Source organism: Halorubrum wangae, assembly GCF_051194135.1.
In the GTDB taxonomy this organism is placed as follows: Archaea; Halobacteriota; Halobacteria; order Halobacteriales; family Haloferacaceae; genus Halorubrum.
The window spans coordinates 323,259-342,812 of the sequence record NZ_JBLZNH010000002.1 but is presented as its reverse complement, the minus strand read 5'-3'; the positions used below and the strand labels follow the sequence as shown (position 1 = coordinate 342,812).

30 protein-coding genes and 1 tRNA gene are annotated in these 19,554 nt (G+C 66.1%); 3 read left to right on the top strand and 28 right to left on the bottom strand.

The window, feature by feature from the left end:
* Positions 1 to 86: 86 nt before the first annotated feature.
* Complete coding sequence (locus ACNS84_RS06940; RefSeq protein ID WP_435074119.1) at positions 87 to 794, bottom strand: universal stress protein; 708 nt, start codon at positions 792 to 794, stop codon at positions 87 to 89.
* Between the two features lie 90 nt (positions 795 to 884).
* On the bottom strand, positions 885 to 1,574 hold the full coding sequence (locus ACNS84_RS06935) for an Lrp/AsnC family transcriptional regulator (protein ID WP_435074118.1): 690 nt from the start codon (positions 1,572 to 1,574) through the stop codon (positions 885 to 887).
* A gap of 390 nt (positions 1,575 to 1,964) precedes the next feature.
* Here ACNS84_RS06935 and ACNS84_RS06930 point away from each other — a divergent pair, with 390 nt between their 5' ends.
* Positions 1,965 to 2,321, top strand: a complete 357-nt coding sequence (locus ACNS84_RS06930) for an SHOCT domain-containing protein (RefSeq protein ID WP_435074117.1) — start codon at positions 1,965 to 1,967, stop codon at positions 2,319 to 2,321.
* A gap of 300 nt (positions 2,322 to 2,621) precedes the next feature.
* Here ACNS84_RS06930 and secY read toward each other — a convergent pair whose 3' ends face one another.
* From secY to ACNS84_RS06800, 26 genes are all read right to left on the bottom strand, one after another.
* On the bottom strand, positions 2,622 to 4,094 hold the full coding sequence (gene secY, locus ACNS84_RS06925) for a preprotein translocase subunit SecY (protein ID WP_435074116.1): 1,473 nt from the start codon (positions 4,092 to 4,094) through the stop codon (positions 2,622 to 2,624).
* Between the two features lie 2 nt (positions 4,095 to 4,096).
* Positions 4,097 to 4,594 (bottom strand): uL15m family ribosomal protein, encoded by a 498-nt coding sequence (locus ACNS84_RS06920; protein WP_435074115.1) that lies wholly within the window; start codon positions 4,592 to 4,594, stop codon positions 4,097 to 4,099.
* A complete protein-coding gene (locus tag ACNS84_RS06915) occupies positions 4,591 to 5,055 on the bottom strand; it encodes a 50S ribosomal protein L30 (protein ID WP_435074114.1) in 465 nt (154 codons plus the stop codon). The genes ACNS84_RS06920 and ACNS84_RS06915 overlap by 4 nt, the downstream gene beginning before the upstream one ends.
* Entirely contained in the window at positions 5,055 to 5,702 is a 648-nt protein-coding gene (locus tag ACNS84_RS06910) for a 30S ribosomal protein S5 (RefSeq protein ID WP_435074113.1), read from the bottom strand. The genes ACNS84_RS06915 and ACNS84_RS06910 overlap by 1 nt, the downstream gene beginning before the upstream one ends.
* On the bottom strand, positions 5,695 to 6,252 hold the full coding sequence (locus ACNS84_RS06905) for a 50S ribosomal protein L18 (protein WP_435074112.1): 558 nt from the start codon (positions 6,250 to 6,252) through the stop codon (positions 5,695 to 5,697). Before ACNS84_RS06905 ends, ACNS84_RS06910 begins: the two co-directional genes overlap by 8 nt.
* On the bottom strand, positions 6,252 to 6,713 hold the full coding sequence (locus ACNS84_RS06900; RefSeq protein WP_435074111.1) for a 50S ribosomal protein L19e: 462 nt from the start codon (positions 6,711 to 6,713) through the stop codon (positions 6,252 to 6,254). Before ACNS84_RS06900 ends, ACNS84_RS06905 begins: the two co-directional genes overlap by 1 nt.
* The gene (locus ACNS84_RS06895) at positions 6,706 to 7,419 is read right to left on the bottom strand and encodes a 50S ribosomal protein L32e (RefSeq protein ID WP_435074110.1); all 714 of its coding nucleotides are present in this window, start codon (positions 7,417 to 7,419) and stop codon (positions 6,706 to 6,708) included. Before ACNS84_RS06895 ends, ACNS84_RS06900 begins: the two co-directional genes overlap by 8 nt.
* A gap of 3 nt (positions 7,420 to 7,422) precedes the next feature.
* The gene (locus ACNS84_RS06890) at positions 7,423 to 7,956 is read right to left on the bottom strand and encodes a 50S ribosomal protein L6 (RefSeq protein ID WP_095636852.1); all 534 of its coding nucleotides are present in this window, start codon (positions 7,954 to 7,956) and stop codon (positions 7,423 to 7,425) included.
* Positions 7,957 to 7,958: 2 nt separating this feature from the next.
* A complete protein-coding gene (locus ACNS84_RS06885) occupies positions 7,959 to 8,351 on the bottom strand; it encodes a 30S ribosomal protein S8 (protein ID WP_435074109.1) in 393 nt (130 codons plus the stop codon).
* A gap of 2 nt (positions 8,352 to 8,353) precedes the next feature.
* Positions 8,354 to 8,527 carry a 30S ribosomal protein S14 gene (locus ACNS84_RS06880; protein ID WP_435074108.1) on the bottom strand — a complete coding sequence of 58 codons (174 nt, stop codon included), beginning with the start codon at positions 8,525 to 8,527 and terminating at the stop codon, positions 8,354 to 8,356.
* Positions 8,524 to 9,048 (bottom strand): 50S ribosomal protein L5, encoded by a 525-nt coding sequence (locus tag ACNS84_RS06875; protein WP_435074107.1) that lies wholly within the window; start codon positions 9,046 to 9,048, stop codon positions 8,524 to 8,526. The genes ACNS84_RS06880 and ACNS84_RS06875 overlap by 4 nt, the downstream gene beginning before the upstream one ends.
* Positions 9,041 to 9,763 (bottom strand): 30S ribosomal protein S4e, encoded by a 723-nt coding sequence (locus ACNS84_RS06870; RefSeq protein WP_435074106.1) that lies wholly within the window; start codon positions 9,761 to 9,763, stop codon positions 9,041 to 9,043. Before ACNS84_RS06870 ends, ACNS84_RS06875 begins: the two co-directional genes overlap by 8 nt.
* Complete coding sequence (gene rplX, locus ACNS84_RS06865; protein ID WP_435074105.1) at positions 9,760 to 10,116, bottom strand: 50S ribosomal protein L24; 357 nt, start codon at positions 10,114 to 10,116, stop codon at positions 9,760 to 9,762. The genes ACNS84_RS06870 and rplX overlap by 4 nt, the downstream gene beginning before the upstream one ends.
* A gap of 2 nt (positions 10,117 to 10,118) precedes the next feature.
* Positions 10,119 to 10,517, bottom strand: a complete 399-nt coding sequence (locus tag ACNS84_RS06860) for a 50S ribosomal protein L14 (RefSeq protein WP_094521931.1) — start codon at positions 10,515 to 10,517, stop codon at positions 10,119 to 10,121.
* Entirely contained in the window at positions 10,517 to 10,861 is a 345-nt protein-coding gene (locus ACNS84_RS06855) for a 30S ribosomal protein S17 (RefSeq protein ID WP_123113267.1), read from the bottom strand. Before ACNS84_RS06855 ends, ACNS84_RS06860 begins: the two co-directional genes overlap by 1 nt.
* Complete coding sequence (locus ACNS84_RS06850; RefSeq protein ID WP_435074104.1) at positions 10,852 to 11,310, bottom strand: ribonuclease P protein component 1; 459 nt, start codon at positions 11,308 to 11,310, stop codon at positions 10,852 to 10,854. The genes ACNS84_RS06855 and ACNS84_RS06850 overlap by 10 nt, the downstream gene beginning before the upstream one ends.
* A gap of 1 nt (position 11,311) precedes the next feature.
* Positions 11,312 to 11,524: a 50S ribosomal protein L29 gene (gene rpmC / locus ACNS84_RS06845; RefSeq protein WP_435074103.1), complete on the bottom strand. Its 213-nt coding sequence runs from the start codon at positions 11,522 to 11,524 to the stop codon at positions 11,312 to 11,314.
* Complete coding sequence (locus tag ACNS84_RS06840) at positions 11,525 to 12,457, bottom strand: 30S ribosomal protein S3 (RefSeq protein WP_435074102.1); 933 nt, start codon at positions 12,455 to 12,457, stop codon at positions 11,525 to 11,527.
* Positions 12,457 to 12,921 carry a 50S ribosomal protein L22 gene (locus ACNS84_RS06835; protein WP_435074101.1) on the bottom strand — a complete coding sequence of 155 codons (465 nt, stop codon included), beginning with the start codon at positions 12,919 to 12,921 and terminating at the stop codon, positions 12,457 to 12,459. Before ACNS84_RS06835 ends, ACNS84_RS06840 begins: the two co-directional genes overlap by 1 nt.
* Positions 12,922 to 12,924: 3 nt before the next feature.
* The gene (locus ACNS84_RS06830; RefSeq protein ID WP_435074100.1) at positions 12,925 to 13,350 is read right to left on the bottom strand and encodes a 30S ribosomal protein S19; all 426 of its coding nucleotides are present in this window, start codon (positions 13,348 to 13,350) and stop codon (positions 12,925 to 12,927) included.
* Positions 13,347 to 14,069, bottom strand: coding sequence for a 50S ribosomal protein L2 (locus tag ACNS84_RS06825; RefSeq protein ID WP_410284451.1), 723 nt, complete (start codon positions 14,067 to 14,069; stop codon positions 13,347 to 13,349). Before ACNS84_RS06825 ends, ACNS84_RS06830 begins: the two co-directional genes overlap by 4 nt.
* Before the next feature lies 1 nt (position 14,070).
* Entirely contained in the window at positions 14,071 to 14,325 is a 255-nt protein-coding gene (locus tag ACNS84_RS06820) for a 50S ribosomal protein L23 (protein ID WP_435074099.1), read from the bottom strand.
* Positions 14,322 to 15,068, bottom strand: coding sequence for a 50S ribosomal protein L4 (rpl4p, locus tag ACNS84_RS06815; protein WP_435074098.1), 747 nt, complete (start codon positions 15,066 to 15,068; stop codon positions 14,322 to 14,324). Before rpl4p ends, ACNS84_RS06820 begins: the two co-directional genes overlap by 4 nt.
* Before the next feature lie 3 nt (positions 15,069 to 15,071).
* Positions 15,072 to 16,088, bottom strand: a complete 1,017-nt coding sequence (locus tag ACNS84_RS06810) for a 50S ribosomal protein L3 (RefSeq protein ID WP_435074097.1) — start codon at positions 16,086 to 16,088, stop codon at positions 15,072 to 15,074.
* Between the two features lie 4 nt (positions 16,089 to 16,092).
* Positions 16,093 to 16,959 carry a putative RNA uridine N3 methyltransferase gene (locus tag ACNS84_RS06805; protein ID WP_435074096.1) on the bottom strand — a complete coding sequence of 289 codons (867 nt, stop codon included), beginning with the start codon at positions 16,957 to 16,959 and terminating at the stop codon, positions 16,093 to 16,095.
* A gap of 170 nt (positions 16,960 to 17,129) precedes the next feature.
* Entirely contained in the window at positions 17,130 to 18,404 is a 1,275-nt protein-coding gene (locus ACNS84_RS06800; RefSeq protein ID WP_435074095.1) for a PQQ-dependent sugar dehydrogenase, read from the bottom strand.
* A 137-nt stretch (positions 18,405 to 18,541) separates the two neighbouring features.
* Here ACNS84_RS06800 and ACNS84_RS06795 point away from each other — a divergent pair.
* A tRNA-Gly gene (locus tag ACNS84_RS06795) sits at positions 18,542 to 18,612 on the top strand.
* A gap of 102 nt (positions 18,613 to 18,714) precedes the next feature.
* The gene (locus tag ACNS84_RS06790) at positions 18,715 to 19,548 is read left to right on the top strand and encodes an aldo/keto reductase (protein ID WP_435074094.1); all 834 of its coding nucleotides are present in this window, start codon (positions 18,715 to 18,717) and stop codon (positions 19,546 to 19,548) included.
* The last annotated feature ends 6 nt before the right edge of the window (positions 19,549 to 19,554 follow it).

Below are 19,554 nucleotides of genomic sequence, written 5' to 3'. Positions count from 1 at the left end.
CGCGCCGAACGAAAGAGTGCGATAACGCGACGCTCCGAACGACGGTTCGTTTCACAGCCGTTTGGTGCCTGAAAGGTCGAGAGACGTCAGTAATCGCGGTTGACGACGATCACCGGGTCGGCGGTCTCGTCGGAGATCCTGTCTGCGAGCGTTCCGAAGATGCGGTCGCCGAGGCGAGACTCCGGTTCGTACATCACGACCGCGTCGTACTCGGCCGCAACCCGAAGAATCTCCTCGTCGTGTTCATCGCCTTCGACCACCAGCGTGTCGACGGCCTCGGCGTCGAATCCGTCTTCGATCAGTCGTTTGCGAGTCTCGGTGACCACCTTCTCGCCCTGCTCGCGAGATTCCCCTCCCTCGACGACGTGGAACAGGGTAATCCGCTTCGTCGAGTCCTCGCTCAGAACTCGGATGAACCTCGGGAGATGATCGAACTCGGCGACGTCCGGAAGCGGGACGAGGATCCGGCTGATCCCCTCGGTCGGTGCGGGGTCGAGTTCGGCGGCGCAGTCCTCCTCGACCGCGACCTGCTGGATGGCCGCCGCGCGGTTCTTGCCGAACACCAGCCGCGTTCGGACGGACGCGCCGGCGTCCTCGAACGCGGCCGCGACGTCGTCGAGCGTCGCCTGTGCATCCTCACCGAACTGGTCGCGTGCGGCACTCGCCGGCGTCTGTTCGGGGAGGCCGTAATGGCCGAGGATCACGACCGAGAGGGAAGCGAGGTCCTCGATCAGCACTGGCGACAGGGGCTCGGGGTCGGGAAGCTCGAGCGGAACGAGGATCGTGTCTACCATGACTCGCCGTTTCGCGCCCAGAACAATAAACGGGGAGACTAACGAAACGGAGGGACTCACGAAACGGAGGGACTCAAGAAATGAAGAGACTCACGACATCGGCGGCGGCGTCTCGTCTCCGTCGGCGAGGAACGCGCCGATGATTTCGTCTCCGGACGACTCCTTCGGGAGCACGGTCACCACGTCGTCCGGCCGGATCGTCGTGTCATCGACGGGATGGATGATCGACCCGTCGCGCTCGATCGACGTGACGATGGCGTCGCTCGACAGGATTTCGTCGGTCTGCGCTTCGGCGGGCGAGTGACCCACGATCGGGGCGTCGTCGGTGACACACACCTCGATCACGGCGCTCCCGTCCGCGAGCGTGACGGTGTCGGTGACCACCGATCGCTTGGAGTCGTCGGGAAGGAACCGCGAATAGGGGGTGTGGAGTTCGGTCTGGAGCAGTTCCTCGTTTTCGATGCGGATGTCGAGCCCCGAGAGCGCGCGGGCGATTTCGCGGAGGTCGCTCGTCTCTTCGCCGACCGCGACCACCTGGAGGTCCCGTCGACCCGCCATCAGCACGCGGACATTAATCACGCCGGGGATGGATCGAGCCGCGAGCGCCAAGCGCTCGCGCTCGTCGGCGGGAACGGTACACATGAACACCGAGGTGAGTCGGCCACCAGCCTGCTCGAAGTCGACGATAGCCGTGTAGCCGCGGATGACGCCCGCCTCCTCGAGGCGTTCGATCCGATTCCGAACGGTCCCCGCCGAGACGTTCATATCCTCCGCGATCATCGGCGCGGACGTGTTCCGCGCGTCCGACATCAATCTGTCTGTCGATGTCGTCGAGATGGTGGCTCACGGTCGACCTCGTCGCCGCCGGATCGGTGAGAGCGCGCGACGCTCGGAGGGGGTCGCGTGGACCCGCAATTGCGATCGGATCGCGGTGTCTGCCATAGCTATCGCTACCCGTTGGGAGATGATATGGCTTGTCCACCGAGAGGGCGAACGCGGCCGCGATTTCCACGACCTGTACGAGATAGATGACGGTCTGGGCGTTCGCCCTCGTCTCGTCCGCAAATGATTCGAGATCCGGAGATCGGTCGATACCGAGCTCGGCGAGCAGGCATTCGAGAATCAGGTCGTTGATTTATCCTTCCTGACGCCGAAGGCACAGTTACGATAATGTCGTCTCAAATCACAGATGACGGGATACTTCGCATCGTACTCGTCGTGCTCGCCATCCTCGTGCTCGCCCCGATGTTCATGATGGCACTCGCCTTCCCAATGATGGGTATGTGGGGTGGCGGGATGATGGGCGACTACGTCGGCTATGGAGGCTCAGCGCTCTGGGGTCTTGGGATGATGCTCACCTGGCTTATCATCCTCGTCGGTGGTGGGTATCTCGCCTACCGTTGGATCGTCGGATCCGACGGAGTTTCAACCGACCCAGCGCTCGAAGAACTCCGTTTGGCCTACGCCCGAGGTGACATCGACGAGGAAGAGTACGAAGAACGACGCACCAAGCTCGGCGAGGAGTGAGCATCGTCCGGGTGACTGACTTCATCCAGACGAACGTTCCTCGAAGATATCGCCGGGACTATCGGCATCCAAATCCGTTCTGGTTGTCTCGGTAACTCGCTTCCAGAACGAGGGTTCTGAGTGTCGGGTTCAACACGGAGGCTGATGGAGCAATCTAGCCGGTGTGCGTCCGCGTCTGTCTGTTCGACGATGTTTGATCGAGTCCGTCTGATCGTCGGTGACCACCCTCAGACGGGAGCCAATTGAGGACGAAGCAGTCGCTCAGTGTCGAAAAAGAATTGAAAGGCGTGTAGATGTTCGTTACTCGTTGCCGAACATCTGGCGCATCATCGGATGCATCTCCATCAGTTGCTCCTCGGCGATCTCCTCGTACAGCTTGTACGTGATAGAGACCGCGAGCAGCAGCCCGGTCCCGGAGACCGAACCGATGGTACCGAGCAGATTCGCCATCACGGCGAGGAACCCGACGAGCGCACCGCCGATGACGGTGACCTGCGGGATGTACCGCTCCATCACCTTCTCGACCACCTGCGGGTTGCGGCGGAACCCGGGAATCTGCATGCCGGAGTTCTGGATCTGCTTCGCGGTCGCCTCCGGACCCATCCCGGTCGTCTCGACCCAGAAGATGGCGAAGATCGCGCCGCCGACGATCATGAACGTGAGGTCGATCGCGAGCCGGATCGCGATCATCCACGGTTCACCGGTCGCGGCACCGCGGAACCACATCCACTGTTCCGGCTGCTGGATGGGGTTCAGATAGTAGAACAGCCCGGAAGTGGGCTGTCCCTGTTCGCCGTACACGCCGAGCCACGTCGGCATCCCCGCCCACTGCGAGGAGAGGAGCTGCCCGACGAACTGGACGTTCGCCTGCAGCGCGCGAACGAGAATCATCGGGAGGACGGACGCGTAGATGAGCTTCACCGGGAAGCGCCCGCGAGCGCCCTTCACTCGCGCGTGTGAGAGCGGAATCTCGACGCGGACCGACTCCGCGTACACGACGATTCCGAAGATGAACACCGTCGTGAACAGCGCGAGGATGTTCCCCGGCGCGAACAGCAGCGACTCCAGCCCAGCAGAGGTGAACGGCGACCCGAGCTGGGTGCCGCCGGTCGCGATCGAGTACCAGTTGGCGAAGAAGCCGCGGGCACCGAGTGCGGAGAAGCTGAAGAAGCCGCCGACGATCTGCTGGCTCACCGCCGCGATGATGAACAGGCCGACGCCGGAGCCGACGCCCCACTTGCTCACGATCTCGTCCATGAACAGAAGGAGGACGCCGCCGATGAAGATCTGCACGAATATCAGCGCTTTCACGCCGAACGTCCCGATACCGAGCGCCTGTCCGACGGCCGGATCCGCGGGCAGGAACGCGCCGGTGAACACCATTGGCGCCGCCGTCAGTGCCGTCACAATGACCACCAGCAGCTTCTGGAGGCCCTGATAGAGGACCTGGTCACGCGGGTCGTTTTCAGTATCGAGGCCGAGCAGGTTCGCACCGCCCAACAGCTGGAGGACGATGGACGCCGTGACGATCGGTCCGATACCGACCTGCAACAGCGAACCGGACGAGCCGGCGAGCACCGACCGGAACTGCCCGAAGAAGTCGGACCCCTGACCGACGGCCAACCCGAACGGGTTGATGTTGGTCAGGAAGAAGTAGACGACCAGAATACCGGCCGTCCACGTGAGCTTCCGTCTGAACGGGACGTGACCCGCCGGTCGCTCCACAACGGGCATCCGCGAGAGTACCGGTTCGGCGGCCTCCTTCCAGCTCATGATTACGCCTCGTCAGTCTCGTCGTCTGAAGTGTTTTCTGATTCGGCAGCGGCCTCTTCGGCGCGCTCAGAGAGCGTCGCCTCGCCGCCGGCCTCCTCGATCAGTTCGACCGCACCGGCGGTGAACGCGTCGGCCGTGACGTGGAGCTCGCGGCGGACCTGTCCGCCGCCGAGCACCTTCACGACGTCGGCGTCGTAGCCGTCGTCGACGACGTCGCGCGCGTCGACCACGTAGGCGTCACCGTCCTCCTCAGCGAGGTCCTCCGCGGCGTACAGCGCCGCGTCCTCGTCGAGCTTCTGGACCTTGACCTCGAGGACATCCGTCTGTGCGTCCTCGGGGCGCTTGAAGCCGTACTTACCGAGCGGTCCGTAGTTGTGGAACTCGTGTTTCGAGCGACCGGCCGCGCCGCGGCCGCCGCGGTGTCCGGCGCCGCGCCGGTTCTTGTGCGTTCCGCCGCCGTGCGTTCGAGATCCGCGCTGTCGACGTTTCTTGCTCGTCATCGCATCGCCTCCAGGAGACTATCGATCTCCTCGGTCGTGTGGGTGCCGAGCTCGCCGCCCTCGATCACGGGGTGTTTGATGCCCTCGTGACCGCCGCGGGGGGCGTGGAGTCGCAGCGTCGGGGAGAGACCCTGCTCTCGCAGCGTCGTCTCCTCGGCGACGAGCGCCTCCGCCAGCGCCTCCAGGTCAGTGTAGTCGGTGTTGTCGTCGATCCACTCGTCGTCAATGTCGGCGGACCCCTCGAGGGGCTCGCCGCGACGAGCGATGGTGGACGCGACGGCGTCGACGCTCGGTTCCCCGAACGCGACGACGTCGTTCACCTTGGTGATCATGCCGTGGTACGAGTCCGTCTCGGGGACGAACGTCGCGTGGTTGACGCGCCCGATGTTCAGCATGTCGAGCGTGTCTTCGACGCCGTACTCGAGGTTGACGTCGCCGCGGAGCTGTACGATCGCTTGCATCACTCGCTCACCTCGTCGTAGTGGACTTCGCGGGCGTGCTGCGGAGTGCGGGACTGCGCCGCGTTCTCCAGCGCGTTAAACGTCGCCTTCGCGAGGTTCACCGTCGTGCGGGTGTTGCCGTCGGAGTTCGTCCAGGCGTCCTCGACGCCGGCGAGCTCCAGGATGTTCCGGACCGTCTCCGCGGCCGCGAGGCCCAGCCCCTGCGGGGCGGGCTTGATCTCGACGGTGACGGAGCCGGCCTTGCCGTTGGCCGTCCGGGTCAGTGAGTTCGTGCCGCCGGGCTGGTCCTCCCAGGAGCCGGAGCCACGGTCCACCTTGATGATGTTCAGCTTCGCGACGTCGATCGCCTTCTCGATGGCGCCGCCGACCTGGTCGTCCCGGGCCTGCGCGTAGCCGAGGTAGCCGTCGCGGTTACCCACGGCGACCACGCAGCGGAACTTCACGCGGCGTCCGGAGTCGGTCATGCGCTGGACCATGTTGATGTCCAGCACCTCGTCTTCCAGCCCCGGGAGGAGCTGGTCGACGATCTCCGCCTCCTTCAGCGGGAGGCCGGAGTCGAGCGCCTGTTCCATCGACGAGATGTCGCCGTTCTGTACCTTGCGGCCGAGTCGCGTCCGCGGTTCCCAGCCGTCGTTGTATCTACTCATGGTCCTCCTGGATTGTCGCGAGCACGTCGTCGAAGTGCTCGGGTAAGTCGGCCGCGTCGAACTCGCCGCTGTACAGCGGCTCGTCGAGCTGCTCGTCGTACGCGGCGATGTGCTCGCCTCGCGTACGCGACCAGTCGGCCAGCACGCTGTCGTTGTGCGGGATTTCGAGGCCGGCGTCGATCGCTCCTTCCTGTACTGCGAACGTCTTGTTGCCGGGCGTCGCCGTGTTGAGCCCGATGTCGAGGACGGCCTCGTCGAGGCCGGCGTCGACGGCGCGAGCGCCCGCGAGGTATCCCGTGAGGTACGCGCTGGGAAGGTTGCCCGTGGGGGCGTCCCAGCCGTACTCAGCGAGGTCCTCGCTGGAGGCGGCCGCGTGGGTCTCGTCACCGTCAGGTCCGGGGGTTACCAGCTGCGCCCTGACGTGAGCATTGCTCACCCGGGCGACCAGGCGAGGCTTGCCCGATTTCAGCAGGCGCAACCTCTGGTGGTAATCAGTCCGGACCTCGCGGCGGCGCCGCATCGGCACCTTGTATCGTGGTCCTGTCGCCATTAGTCCGTCACCTCGTAGCCGTACTGCGTCTGGATGTACGCCTCCAGCCGCGCGACGTCCTCGAACTCGCCACCGCTCGCCTTGTTGTAGAGCGTGCGGTACTCGGTCGCGTCGAGCACGTCATCGTCGTCTCGGAGTTCCTTCAGGCGGGCGCGCTGCGCGCGGATCCGCGCCTTCCAGTCGTCTTTCGTGTTCTGTCGCGCGCCGGCCTTCCCCTTCCGGGTACCGGCGCCGGACTTGTGTCCGTACGAGCGCTTTTCGGCGCGCTCGCGGGCTCGACCGCGGGAATTCGTCTTCGCGTCCTTCTCGCGGATGGTGCCCTGTTCGATGAGTTCGCGGACGTCTTCTCTCGTGATCGCGTCCTCGATCTCTTCCTGTGCCTCGGGGTCGAGCCAGACGCGGCCCTTGCCGATGTCCAGCTCGTCCGCTGCGAGACGCTTCTGTGCTTTCAGGTCACTCATCGTCATCGACCTCCACTTCGACGTAGGTCGGGTTCAGCACGCGAATTTCGCGCTCCTCCGCCTCGTCTTCGATCAGTTCGCGCTTGCGACCGCCGACCTTCGAGGCGATCCGCACCGCCTGCGTGTCGCCGTCGACGCCCTCGAGGTCGTCCGTGTTGTGCACGCGGACTTCCTCGAAGCCGCTCGGGTGCAGGTCGCGAGACGCCTTCGGAGAGCGGAACCCCGCCTGAACGACGGGCCCCTTCGACTTCATCCGACGGCGCTGCTTCGAGAGCCCGCCGCGCGGCTTGCGCCACGACGTCGGGATGCGCTTCTTCTTGTGGTAGTCCTGCCGGTTGAACTGCGGTTTCCCCTCGCGGTGCTTCTGTGCAAGCGCGCGAGCGGTCTCGTCGTCCAGTTCCGGCGTCTTGTCGGCGTGACCGCGGGGTCGAAGCTCCGTCTCGACGTCCTCGTCGGCGTCGGCCTCGTCGGCCTCTTCCTCCTCGTCCGTCTCGTCTTCGATCTCCGCGTCCGCCTCCTCGTCGACCTCCAGCCCGCCGACGTCGGCCTTGATTCGCGCTGCGAGCGCGTTGCCGATGCCGCCGATCTCGGAGAGCTCCGACTGGGAGGCCGCCTTCACGTCCTCGACCGTCTCGTAGCCGGCCTCGCGAAGGGCGTCCGCCTTCGAGGGACCGACGCCGCTGATGTCTTCCAGTTCTTCGGCCATTGGTTAGGCACCTCCGGTGGGCTTCTCGACGATGTACACGCCGTCCTGGAAGACGCGCGTGTCCTTGTCGGTCACCTTCGTCAGCTGTTCGATGTCGGCGGCGGTCTGCCCGACGGCCTCCTTATCGGAGCCCGAAAGCGTGACCGTTTCGCCGTCGATCTGTACGTCAGTGTCCCCGCGGATCGGGGTGCGTCGCTGTGCTCGCTCGCCGAGGAAATTCTCGATGACGACCTCGTCGCCCTCCACGGTCACCTGCATCGGGAAGTGAGCGTAGTACACTTCCATCGTGTACTCCCATCCCTCGGTGACGCCGTGGATCATGTTGGCGACGTGGCTCTCGAAGGTGCCAACCGTGGCATTCGTCTTCGCGTCCTCGTTCTCGGAAGCGATCGCGACGACACCGTCCTCGACCGTGACCTCGACGTCGGGGTACCAGAGGCGTCGCGTGACGCTCCCGTTGGGACCCTCGACGGTGAGTTCGAGGTGGTCGGTCTCGGCGGAGACGTCGTCCGGAATCTCGATTTCGACTCTGTTCATTGTTAGTAGACGTATGCGATCACTTGGCCACCGATGCCCTGTTCGCGGGCATCGTAGTGGCTCATAACGCCGTGGCTCGTCGTGACGATGAGCGTCCCGTAGTCACGGGCCGGGAGGTATCGCTTCTCCCATTTCTCGAACTCGTCCGCGCCCGCGGAGTAGCGGGGCTTGACGGCGCCACACTCGTTGATCGCGCCTTTCAGTTCAACCTCGAACTTCCCGGCTTTCCCGTCGTCGACGTACTCGAAGCCGTCGACGTACCCGCGGTCGTAGAGGACCTCGAGGACGGAGCCGATGATGTTGGAGGCGGGCTCAACCGTGTACGACAGGTGGCCAACGCTCTCGGCGTTGTCCATGCCGGCGAGCGCGTTGGTGAATGGATCGTTTCCTGTCATGATCAGCTGTACTTCTCGAATCCCATGTCTCGGGCAACCTCGCGGAAACACTGTCGGCAGAGGTTGATGTCGTACTTGCCGACAAGTCCCTGCTCGCGGTCGCACCGCCGGCAGGTGTGCCGGTTGCCGGTGCGTTTCGCCGCGTGTTCGCCCGTGTCGTTGTTCGCTTCGCTCATTCCGTTACCTCTACGTCGAAGTTAGTCTCGAGGAACGCAGCCGCGTCCTCGACGGTCATCCGGTGTTTCGCGGGGATCGTGGCAGTTGCCTTGTCCCGCTTCGACACACGGTAGCCGGGCCGGACGATCGTCGTCGTCACGTCGAGCCCGTAAATGCCGATGTTGGGGTTGTACTCCTGGCTCGGGAAGTCGGTGTGGTCCTCGACCCCGAAGCTCAGGTTGCCCGTGTCGTCGAACTGACTCCGTGAGACGTCGACGATGTCGAGCGCGGTCGCGAGGAACTCGTGCGCGTCCTCGCCCCGTATCGTCACCTTGACGCCGATCGGGTCGCCCTTGCGGATCCCGAACTCGGCGATGGTGCGTTTCGAGGTGGTCCGGACCGACTGCTGGCCCGTGATCTCCTCGATGATCTCCTCGGCGTCGGCGAGCGGCTCACCGCCCTGTCCGACACCCATGTGGACGACGACCTTCTCGAGATACGGCTCGCGCATCGCGTGGACGGCGCTTTCGGCTTCACTCATCCGAATCACCCGCCTCCTCGGCGTCGTCGCCGGTGAAGTTCTCGTCGATGACGACGAGGTACTCCTCGACCGTCTCGTACCCGTCGTCGTCGCCGACGAACACGGTGTTCGAGCCCGAGCCGAGCGTCACGTCGATGTCGGCGACCTCGCCGATGCGGCCAGCGTGCTGGCCGGCGACGGCGGTGACGAGCGCGCCCTCTTCGTACTCGAAGTGGGCGACGACGTCCTTGGACTCGTTGTCGATGACGATCGAGTCTTTCGTGTCGTACGGCGCGTCCGTGTCCACGAGCACGTTCGTGCCGTCGTGGAGCGTCAACTGGACGGCGCCGCCGGGGACGACCGACTTGTTCGTGATCTTCCCGAGCCGGCTGCCCGCGGCCTCCTCGTCGACGGAGGTCAGCGCGAGCCGACCGCCCTCGTCGGGGAAGACGCGGAAGAACTCCCCGCGCTCGGGGAACGCCAGGATGTCGAACATCCCGATCGGACGCTGTTCGTCCGAAACCGCGTCCCCGTTGACGAGGACTGAGTCGTTGTTCAGCGCGTAGCGCGCTTCCTTCGTCGAGTCGACGTAACCGAGCACGTCCCGCAGCAGGACGACGAGCGGAACGCCCGCCTCACCGTGTGGGCCGGCGCCGGCCTTGACGGTGAACGTGTTGGTCTTTCGCTCGACCGGCCAGGAGTTCGGTACTGCCAGTCGCTTCTGATGTCGCGTCATTCGTTATCCTCCTGGAGCCGCGCCTCCCGGCGTTCGTCCTCCAGGTCCAGATCGGTCACCCGGACGTTACTCGCCGGAATCGGGCGGGGAACCTCCTCCCCGTCCGCCTTCTCGACGGTGACGTCCTCGACGGTGATCCGTTCCGCGGACAGGTCGACGGCGATGACGTCCGCCTCCGTCCCGGCCGCGTCGCCGCGAAGCACCTCGACGGTGTCGCCGGCGTTGACACGGACGTTGCGTTGTCCGTACTCCTCGCGGAGATCGTCCGTGAGGGTGGCTCGGACCTGATTCTGCCGCTCGTGGAGCGGCGCGGTCTCCGACCGTTTACGTTGTTTGCGTGGCTGTTTCGTCATGGTTAGACGATCATTGTCGCGGTCGAGGCGATGCTTCCGAATCGTTCGGCGACCTCGCGAGCGACGGGACCTTTGATTTCGGTGCCCCGCGGCTCTTCGAGGTCGTCGATGATGACGGCCGCGTTGTCCTCGAACTTCACGCGCGTGCCGCTCGGGCGGCGGATCGGCTTGCGCTGGCGGACGACGACCGCCTCCAGCACCTGCCGCCGCATCTCCGGAGTGCCCTTGGTGACCGAGACGGTCACCTTGTCGCCGATACCTGCCTTCGGGTGGCGATTCTTCGTGCCGGAGTATCCGGCCACGGAAATCACCTTCAGCTCACGGGCGCCGGTGTTGTCGGCGCACGTGATGAGCGAGCCCTTCGAGAGCCCCTGCGTGACGTCGGCCTTGAGCGCCTCCATCACTGATCACCCGACAGGTTCTCGACGACGACGTGGGACTTCGTCTTCGAGAGCGGTCGCGTCTCCGCGATAGTTACTTCGTCACCGACTTCGAGCGAGTCGAGCACGCCCGGCACGTGAGCCGGGATGCGCGAACGACGCTTCATGTACCGATCGTATTTCGGTACGAACACGTCGTATTCTCGCTCGACGATGACGGTCTTTTCCATATCCGTCGACACGACCGTTCCCTCACGGGTCTGGCCGCGGACGGAGAGCTGCCCGTAAAACGGGCACTTCTCGTAGTCGTAATCCTCCGGGTTGTCTGGCTCCGGAGGCGTGGGTACGTCGATTCCTATCGCCATTGTGTGACACCTCGTTCGGTGCGTTCGGCGGGTCGATACCGCAACCGATCGCCATCCACCGTTACGTAGACCGCGTCTTTGCACTCGCCACGAAGGCTCGCCGGACCCGCATCGTCACCGGTGACGACGCTTGTGGACCCGGACGGGCCAGACTGACGGGGGCGAACCCCCGTAGTATCCGACCCGAGTTGGGACGTGGACCCCGACGACTGGCCGTCGTCGGCGGCTTCATCTGTGCGAACGGTTGGGACATCGACGACCGCGAACTCGAACGTCGCGCCCGACTTGGGCACGCGTTTGTCCCCCGACGTGGTTCGGACCACGAGGGTACCGAACGTCTCGGACAGCACGCGGCCGGCGATGCCCGCGTGGGCGTCGCTGGCGGCGTCGGCCACCCGAACCGGGAGGCCGACGAGTTCGTGCCGTACGAGTGTGTCGGGGGTAATCATGTTATTCGTCGTCGGAGTCGCCTTCTTCCTGCTGGATCGTCTTGATCCGCGCGATGGTCTTTTTGAGCTCCTTGACGCGTCCCGGGCTCTCCGGCATTCCGCCGGCCGCCCGCTGCGCCTTCGAGTTGAGCAGCTCGGTCTCGAGCTCCTCGAGTTCGACCTGTCGCTCGGCCGCCGTCATGTCGCGGATCTCGTCGGTGTAGAGGATCGCCATTTACTCGTCCTCCTCTTCGTCGTCTGCGGCTTCCATCTCTGCGACGAGGTCGGCTGCTTCCGATTCGATCTCCTCGTCGAGCTCGTCGATGTCGTCCGCGTCGGCGTCGTCGACCGGTTCCTCGGCGGGGACGTCGGTCTCCTCCGCGGCCGTGTCCTCCGTCTCCTCGACGACCTCTTCGACGACCTCCTCGTCGATGAGGTCCGCGGGGTCTTCGTCGGGGACCTCGACGTCGTCGTCGGCACCGACGTCCGGCACGTCTTCGGGCTCCTCCTCGAGGAGCGCCTCGACGCCTTCGTCGTCGCCAGCGGCGGCCTGCTCGACCTCCGGGACCTCGGCATCCTCGCGGATGTCGAAGTCGTCGGGGAGCTTCGCGCCCGGCGGGATGATCTTCACGTTGACGCCGATCGTCCCGAGCTTCATCACCGCGACGCCCTGGCCGTGGTCGACGACCTCTTGGGCGGGCTCGCCGTTGTGCTTGATGTAGCCGCGGTTGAACTTCTCAATGCGCGAGCGCGCACCGGTGACCTTCCCGCTCAGGACGATCTCGGCGCCGAGGGCGCCGGCGTCCATGATCCGGTCGATCGTCGTGTGACCGGCCTTCCGGAAGTACCAGCCGCGTTCGAGTGCGTTCGCAAGACGGTCCGCGACGATCTGTGCGTTCAGGTCGGGCTCGTCGACCTCCTGAACGTCGATCTGCGGGTCGTCCATGTCGAATCGGTCCTCGAGTTCGGTGGTGATCTTGCGGATGTTCTTCCCGCCCTTCCCGATCACCATACCGGGCTTTTCGGCCTTCAGGACGATCTGCGTGCCCATCGGGGTCTTGGCGACGTCCATGCCGCCGTAGCCGGCTCGGCCGAGTTCGTCCGCGAAGAACTCGTTGATCTGTGAACGGCGCAGGCCGTCCTCGATGAATTGGTGTTCGTCAGCCATTATTCGTCAGCCTCCGGCTCTTCGATGATGAGTTCGACGTCGGTGAGTGTGGTGTTCCACTGGGTGGCGCCCGCAGCTCGCGGGTTCCGCCCGGGTCGTTCGCCGACCTTGTGGGGAGCGACGTGTTTGATGACCATCTCGTCGCCATCGAACCCCTGTTCGATCGCGTTGTTCTTGACGTTCTCCAGGAGCTTGAGGAAGTCCTTCGAGGCCTTGGCTGGGTAGCGGCCCGCGTCCCAGCCGTCGATGTCGGACCGGTGGCCCGCGCCGGCGTTGTGCTGGCGCATCGGGACCGACCGCTCTTCGTCGATGACGGCCTGGAGGAACTCCTCGGCGTCGGCGACGGTCTCGCCTTTGATCTCCCGGGAGATCTCCTTGCTGTCCTTCACGCTGATGGGCCGGTCGCGGAGCATCCCCTTGGCGGTGGTCTCCGGGTCGGCCTCGACGCTGTAGTTGATTCCCATGGGTTACTTGAGGGGCACGAACTTCGAGGACCGGGTCGCGCCGATGCCGGCCTGACCGTGTTCAACGGTGCTTCGCGTGAGGTGGAACTCGCCCAGATAGTGTCCGATCATCTGGGGTTCGACCTGCACGCGTTCGAAGCTGTGTCCGTTGTACACGGAGAAGGTGACGCCGACGAACTCCGGCAGGATCGGCATGTCGCGCAGATGCGTCCGGATCGGATCGTCCGCCGTCGTCTCCTTGTCGCGGTTCCGCACCGTCTCCAGCAGCTTCTGCTGTTCGGTGCCGAGGCCGCGAACGATGCTTCGCCGCTGGCGTGCGGGGAGCAGTTCTGCGACGTCTTCGACGTCCATCTCCTGCAGCTCGTCGAGCGAGTGACCGCGGTAGGCGAACTCCTTGCCTTCGCGGCCGGTTCGGTAGTTGGAACTCATTTGTTGCCACCTCGTCCGGTGCGCTTGGATGCGATGTCACCGACCTTCCGTCCCGGCGGGGCGTCCCGCGAGACCGACTTCGGCTGGCCGGGGTGTTGGCGACCGCCCCCACCGAAGGGGTGGTCGACGGCGTTCATCGCGACGCCGCGGACGCGCGGGTACTTCGTCCCGCGCGACTTCATCTTGTGGTACTTGTTCCCGGCCTTGACGAAGGGCTTCTCCGTCCGGCCGCCGCCGGCGACCACGCCGATCGTGGCGCGGCACTGGGGGTCGAGTCGCTTCACTTCCCCGCTGGGAAGCTGAACGACCGCGACGTCGCGGTCGTGGGTGAGAAGCGTCGCGGACACGCCAGAGGCGCGTGCGAACTTCCCGCCGTCCCCGCGGTTACTCTCGACGTTGCAGACCGGAACGCCCTCGGGGATCTCGGCCAGCGGGAGCGTGTTCCCGGGCTTGATCTCCGCGGAGACGCCGACCTGAATCGTCTCGCCCACGCGCACGCCTTCCGGCGCGAGCACGAGACGACGGTCGTCGTCTTCGAACTCGATCTCCGCGAGCGGAGCCGAGCGGGCGGGGTCGTGTTCGATCCCGACGATTTCGCCGGAGATCGTGTCCACGTCCTCGAGTTTCTTGTGCGACAGTTCCGCCTTGTAGCGGTGGGAGGGGGCCCGGAACGTCGGGCCGCCACGTCCACGCCGCTGTCCTTGGATTCGTCGTCCCATATCAGAACACCCCGATGCGCGAGGCGATTTCAGTCGCGTCGTCCTCCTCGGAGAGCGTGACCGTCGCCTTCTTCTTGCCCTTCGAGGTTATCTGCGTGTTCACGTCGTCGACGGTGACGTCGTAGCGGTCCTGCACTTCGTCGCGGACCTCGGGCTTCGTCGCGTCGATGTCGACGAGGAACAGCAGCTTGTTCTTGAAGTCCATCTCGTTCATCGCCTGCTCGGTGACGAGCGGGTGCTCGATGATGGAGTTCATCGGTCGGCCACCTCCTCGATGGCACTCTCGGTCCACAGCGTGAGTCGGCCCGGGTGTCCGCCGGGCGCGAGGTCTTCCGCGTTGACCTCGGCCGCGGTCGCGACGTCGACGCCCGAAAGGTTCCGGGCGGCGCGGGACGGCTCCTCACTGGTGACGATGAGGACGGACTTGGGCTGGCTGTACTTGCGTCCGCGGGTCTTCCCGCGGCCGGACCGAACTGAGCGACCCTCCTCGGCGCGCTCGATGTCGGCGTCGGCGCCGACGGCCTCCAGCACGCCCAGGGCCTCCTGGGTCTTGTTGAGGTCCTCGAACTCGTCGGAGACGACGAGCGGGAGGTCGAGGTCCGCGTCGAACGCGTGACCGCGCTCGGCGACGAGCTCGGCGTCCGAAGTGGCCGCGACGGCCGACCGGATCGCGAGCTGTCGTTCCTTGTCGTTCAGTTTCTTCGTCTGGTCCTTCTCGGCCTTCGGCGGGTGCGCGGCGCGACCCGAGACGGCGCTCGGGACGCGGCGTGCGACGTTCTCGGAGCGCGGGATGTGGGCGAGCCCGCGACCGGAGCCGAACGACTCCGCGGGGGTTCGCAGCCCGGCGAACTCGTCGGCACCGTAGGCCTGCTTCCGGTTAGCCTGTGCGGCGGAGACCGCCCGACCGATGAGATCCGGTCGGAACGCGGTCTCGAAGATCGCCGGCAGCTCGACGCTGCCCGCGTCCCCGCCGTCCAGGTTGTGTACTGTTGCGTTCATGGATTATCCCTGGTTGGATGCGGTGGATACGTACCGGACCTCGGGGTCGAGGCGCGGCTGGTCGTTCGGCCGGATGGCCGGGCGGAACCGAAGCAGACGCTGGTCCGGCCCCGGCAGCGAGCCCTTGATGAGCGCGTACTCGCCGTCGACCTCGCCGTAGTTGACGAAGCCGCCGTCGACGCTGGCGTCGTCGCCCTCGCCGAAGTCGATGAGGCGCTTGTTGAGCTCGGTGCGCTGGTGGTAGCCGGTCTGCCCCTGCTGGGGAACGGTGGAGCGAACGCGGGAGGGGTTCCACGGACCGAGGTTGCCGATCCGGCGCCGCCATCCCTGGCGGGCGTGTTTGCCCTTCCGCTTCTGCACGCCCCATCGCTTGACGGGACCCTGCGTCCCCTTCCCCTTCGTGATGCCCGAAACGTCGGTGTACTGACCGGCGCGGAAGACGTCGCCGAACTCGTGGGCGCCGCCCTCGTCGACCAGGTCGAGACCGAACTCGGCGCGCTCCTCGAGGGAGCCGCCGCCGATCCGAGTCTCCATGACGTCGGGCTTCTTCTTGGGAATGTTCGCGAGCTCCGAGGGGACGGTGTGAGTGATGACGCGGACGTCGTCGACGACGCCGTCGTCGAGCAACGCGCGCAGCTCCTCGGCGTCCTCCTCGAAGGTGTTCTCCGCCGGAAGGTCGAGTGCGCGATCGAGTTCCTCGTGGAACTCGGTCGCCCAGACCTCTTCGACCGGCTTCTTTCCGTACGCCGTCTGTTCGTAGGCACGCAGGGCCACCGCGTACATCGGCGGCGTCTCGACGACGGTGACGGGAACGGACTCTTCCATCCCCTCACGCGGCGAGTTGGCCTCATCGTTGACCATAACGACGTGGGTCATTCCGGCCTTGTAACCGGCGAACCCTTGCAGTGCGGGGGCTCCATCGTCGTCAGGCCACGAGCGAATGCGCGGGACCTCTCGGTCTGCGCGGGTACGCGGGCCGTAGCCCAGCGAGCCTTTTCGTGGTCGGCTTGGTTGTGGCATGTGTTTACTCCGTGAGTGTGAGCGAGCCGAGAGTCACGAACAGAGCCTCTTCCGTTCGGACGACCTCGCTCGCCTGTGCCGGGATCGTATTCAGCCAGAGGTCGAACCCCGGATCGGGTTCGACCGGGCGACCGTCAGCGACGGCCGCCCGAATGTCGTCGGGCGAAAGCCCGAGCATCTCCGGAAGCCCTCGCTCGGGCGCGCCGAAGGCGACGGTGTAACCGCCTTCCTTCCGCGCGTCCGAGACGATGCCGCCGAGCCGCGAGACGGAGAGTTCCTCCCCGTGTCGCGACGTCGCGACGGCCAGTCCGTCGCCGGCGAGTGCTTCCGACAGGTCCGCTTCCACGACCTGGAAACCGTCCTCCGGCTTCCCGGTGATGCGGGCGCGGACCGGTTCTCTCGAAGAGACCCTGATGGTGACGCGCTCCCCCTGCTCGACCTCCATTCCGGAGGGGACGAGCAGGGAGATCGGGTGTTCCCGCAGCGGGGAATTGACCCGGACGCGGCCTTCAGGTCCGACCTCGGTCACGAGTCCCTGTGTTTTCGACTCTTCCCCGTTAGGGGTCGAGCCGGTCCGCCACGGCACGCGGAGCGGCGGGAGCACACCGACGTACCGGAGTTCGTCGCGCTCCCCCCAGAGATCCTTTCGGAGCTCCGGCGGGGTCGCAGCGTACCCCAGCACGGCCCGGACGTACTCACCGCCCCGTCGCCGCTCGCCTTCCCCGTCGGGGAAGACGACCAGTCGATCCGCCCGGAACACCGCCGCCGCACGGGCGACGTAGCCGAGTTTGCGAGTCGCCTCGCGGTCGTCCTCGGCCTCCCGGACGACCGAAGACGGAATACAGATCGTGAGTCCGTCTTCGGTACGCATCGTGGCGAGACTGTATCCCTCGATTTCAGACGACACCGTAAAAGGATAGCGGTCCGGCTTTTGGGCTGTGGGGCGTTCACACGGGGTCTGGCGGCGGATTCGACTTCAGATCGAGTGAGATAATCACACGATCGGAGACGTCGCCGGTCCCGGGGTCACCGGCTGACGACTCACGCCGGAACGACTCGCACGACCGGCGCGTCGGCAGCGTCGACGGCGACGTAGAGATAGCCCGTGACCGGCTCGACCGCGAGCACGCGGACGCGCCAGCCGCGGTCGGCGAGTAGGGGCTCGCGCTCGGTGACGTCGGCCCCGGTCGACCCAGCGCCCGTCACGCTGAACCGACCGAGGTACTGCGCCGCGAGCGTACCGGCGAACAGGTCGCCCCGCCATGCGGGAAACGCGTCGCCGTCGTAGAACACCGCGCCGCTGGGTGGGAAGCCGCCGGAGCCGCACGGCCAGTAGTGGACCGGCGCGACCACGTCGCCGCGCTCCCGGTGGCTCGGGGCGAGGCGCTCGTCGGTGCCGTACCGGCACGCCTCGCTCGCGATCGGCCAGCCGTAGTTGCCGCCGCGCTCGATGACGTTGATCTCGTCTCCGTCGCGCTCGCCGTGCTCGCACTGCCAGATCGCTCCCGTTTCGGGGCGGACGGCCATCGCCTGCGGGTTCCGGTGACCGTAGCTGTAGATCGCGTCCGACGCGTCCGGCTCCCCGACGAACGGGTTGTCGGAATGGGCGTCGCCGTCGGGCGTCAGCCGGAGGGTCGCACCGAGTTCGACGGAGCGGTCCTGCGAGACGTGATCGGGGCCGAAGTTGGTGTCCCGCCGGTCGCCGACGGTGACGAACAGCGCCCCGTCCGGGCCGAACGTCGCCCGAGAGCCGAAGTGAATGTCGGAGTCGAGGAAGGGGCGCGCGACGTGGATCGCCTCGAAGCCGTCGAGCGCGGGGGCCCTGGTCTCGCCGCCGAGTGAGAGCCGACCGCTCCCAACGTGCGTCGTCGACGCCCCCGCGTCGTTCCTGCCCGCGTAGGTGAGGTACACGCGCGCGTCGTCCTGGTACGCGGGGTGGACGGCGACGTCGAGGAGTCCGCCTTGTCCCGCGGCGTGAACGTCCGGGACGCCCTCGACCGCCGTGCGCGTCCCGTCCGCGGGGTCGACGATCGAGAGCCGGCCGGGTCGCTCCGTGACGAGGAGGCGGCCGTCCTCCGGGAGGAACGCGAGGCCCCAGGGGTTCTCGAACCCATCCGCGATTCGCTCGACCGCGTACTCGACGTCGGCGCCGTCGTCTGAGGACCCGTCGGACGCCTCGTCGCCGGCGTCGTCGCCTGCGTCGCCACCCTCGCCCCGACCACCGAGACAGCCGGCAATCGAGAGGGCGGTGAGGCCACCGGTCGCTCGGAGGACGGCTCGTCTGTCGGCGGGACGGTCAGCGGAGTGGCGTGCCATGGACGGTGTCTCGTGTCGGAGTTGGTCGGGAGCCCGATGACGCTTCCGGCGGTCGGGGCGGTGGGTACTCCCGCTCGATCGTCTCTCGTTCGGAACCCTTATATCTTCGACTCGGGCTATGTGCAGATGCGAAGCACGCACCGGTAGTGTAGTGGTATCACGCAACCTTGCCATGGTTGCAACCCGAGTTCAAATCTCGGCCGGTGCATTTCTCGAACTGACTCCGATGGTTAGTGCTCACTCCGATCCGTTCGACCCCGACGTTTCCTAACCGGTAGTTTCAATCGGCGATCCGCCGAACCCGTCCCGTGTGACTGTTCCAACGAAAACGCTCCCGAGCGGCGCCGAACTGCCGGCGCTCGGACTGGGCACGTACGACCTCGGAGATCAGACCGCCGACAGCATCCGCGCGGCGCTCGACGCCGGATACACGCACATCGACACCGCCGAGGGGTACCGCAACGAGGACGTCATCGGCGACGTCCTCGCGGAGTACGACCGCGACGACGTGTTCCTCACCTCGAAGGTGCTCGCGAAGAACCTCAACTACGAGTCGCTGATCAAGTCCTGCGAGGCGTCGCTCGACCGGCTCGGCACCGACTACCTCGACTTGTACCTCATCCACTGGCCCAACCCCGCCATCTCGCTGCGTGAGTCGCTCCGGGCGATGGCGACGCTCCGCGAGCGGGGACTCGTTCGCGACGTGGGCGTGTCGAACTTCAGCGCGTACCAGCTGAGCTGTGCGCACCACGTCTCCGACGTCCCGATCGCGGTCAACCAGATCGAGTTCCACCCGTGGTTCCAGCGCCCGGACCTGGTCGACTACTGCCGCGAGTCCGACACCGTGATCGAGGCGGCGGCGCCGCTCGCGCGGGCGGACGTGTTCGACGACGAAGTCGTCGCCGAGCTCGCCGGGAAATACGAGAAGAGCCCCGCGCAGGTCGTGCTTCGGTGGGCGGTCGACAGCGGCGTGGTCCCGCTGCCGCGGTCGTCGACCCCGGACCACGTCCGGGCCAACGCCGACCTCGACTGGGAGCTCGACGAAACCGACCGGCGGCGGCTCGACGAGCGCGACCGCGACGAGCCGGTGTACGACACTCCGGCCCGCGACTGGACGAGCGACGTGTACGGGATCGAGCAGTAGCGAGTC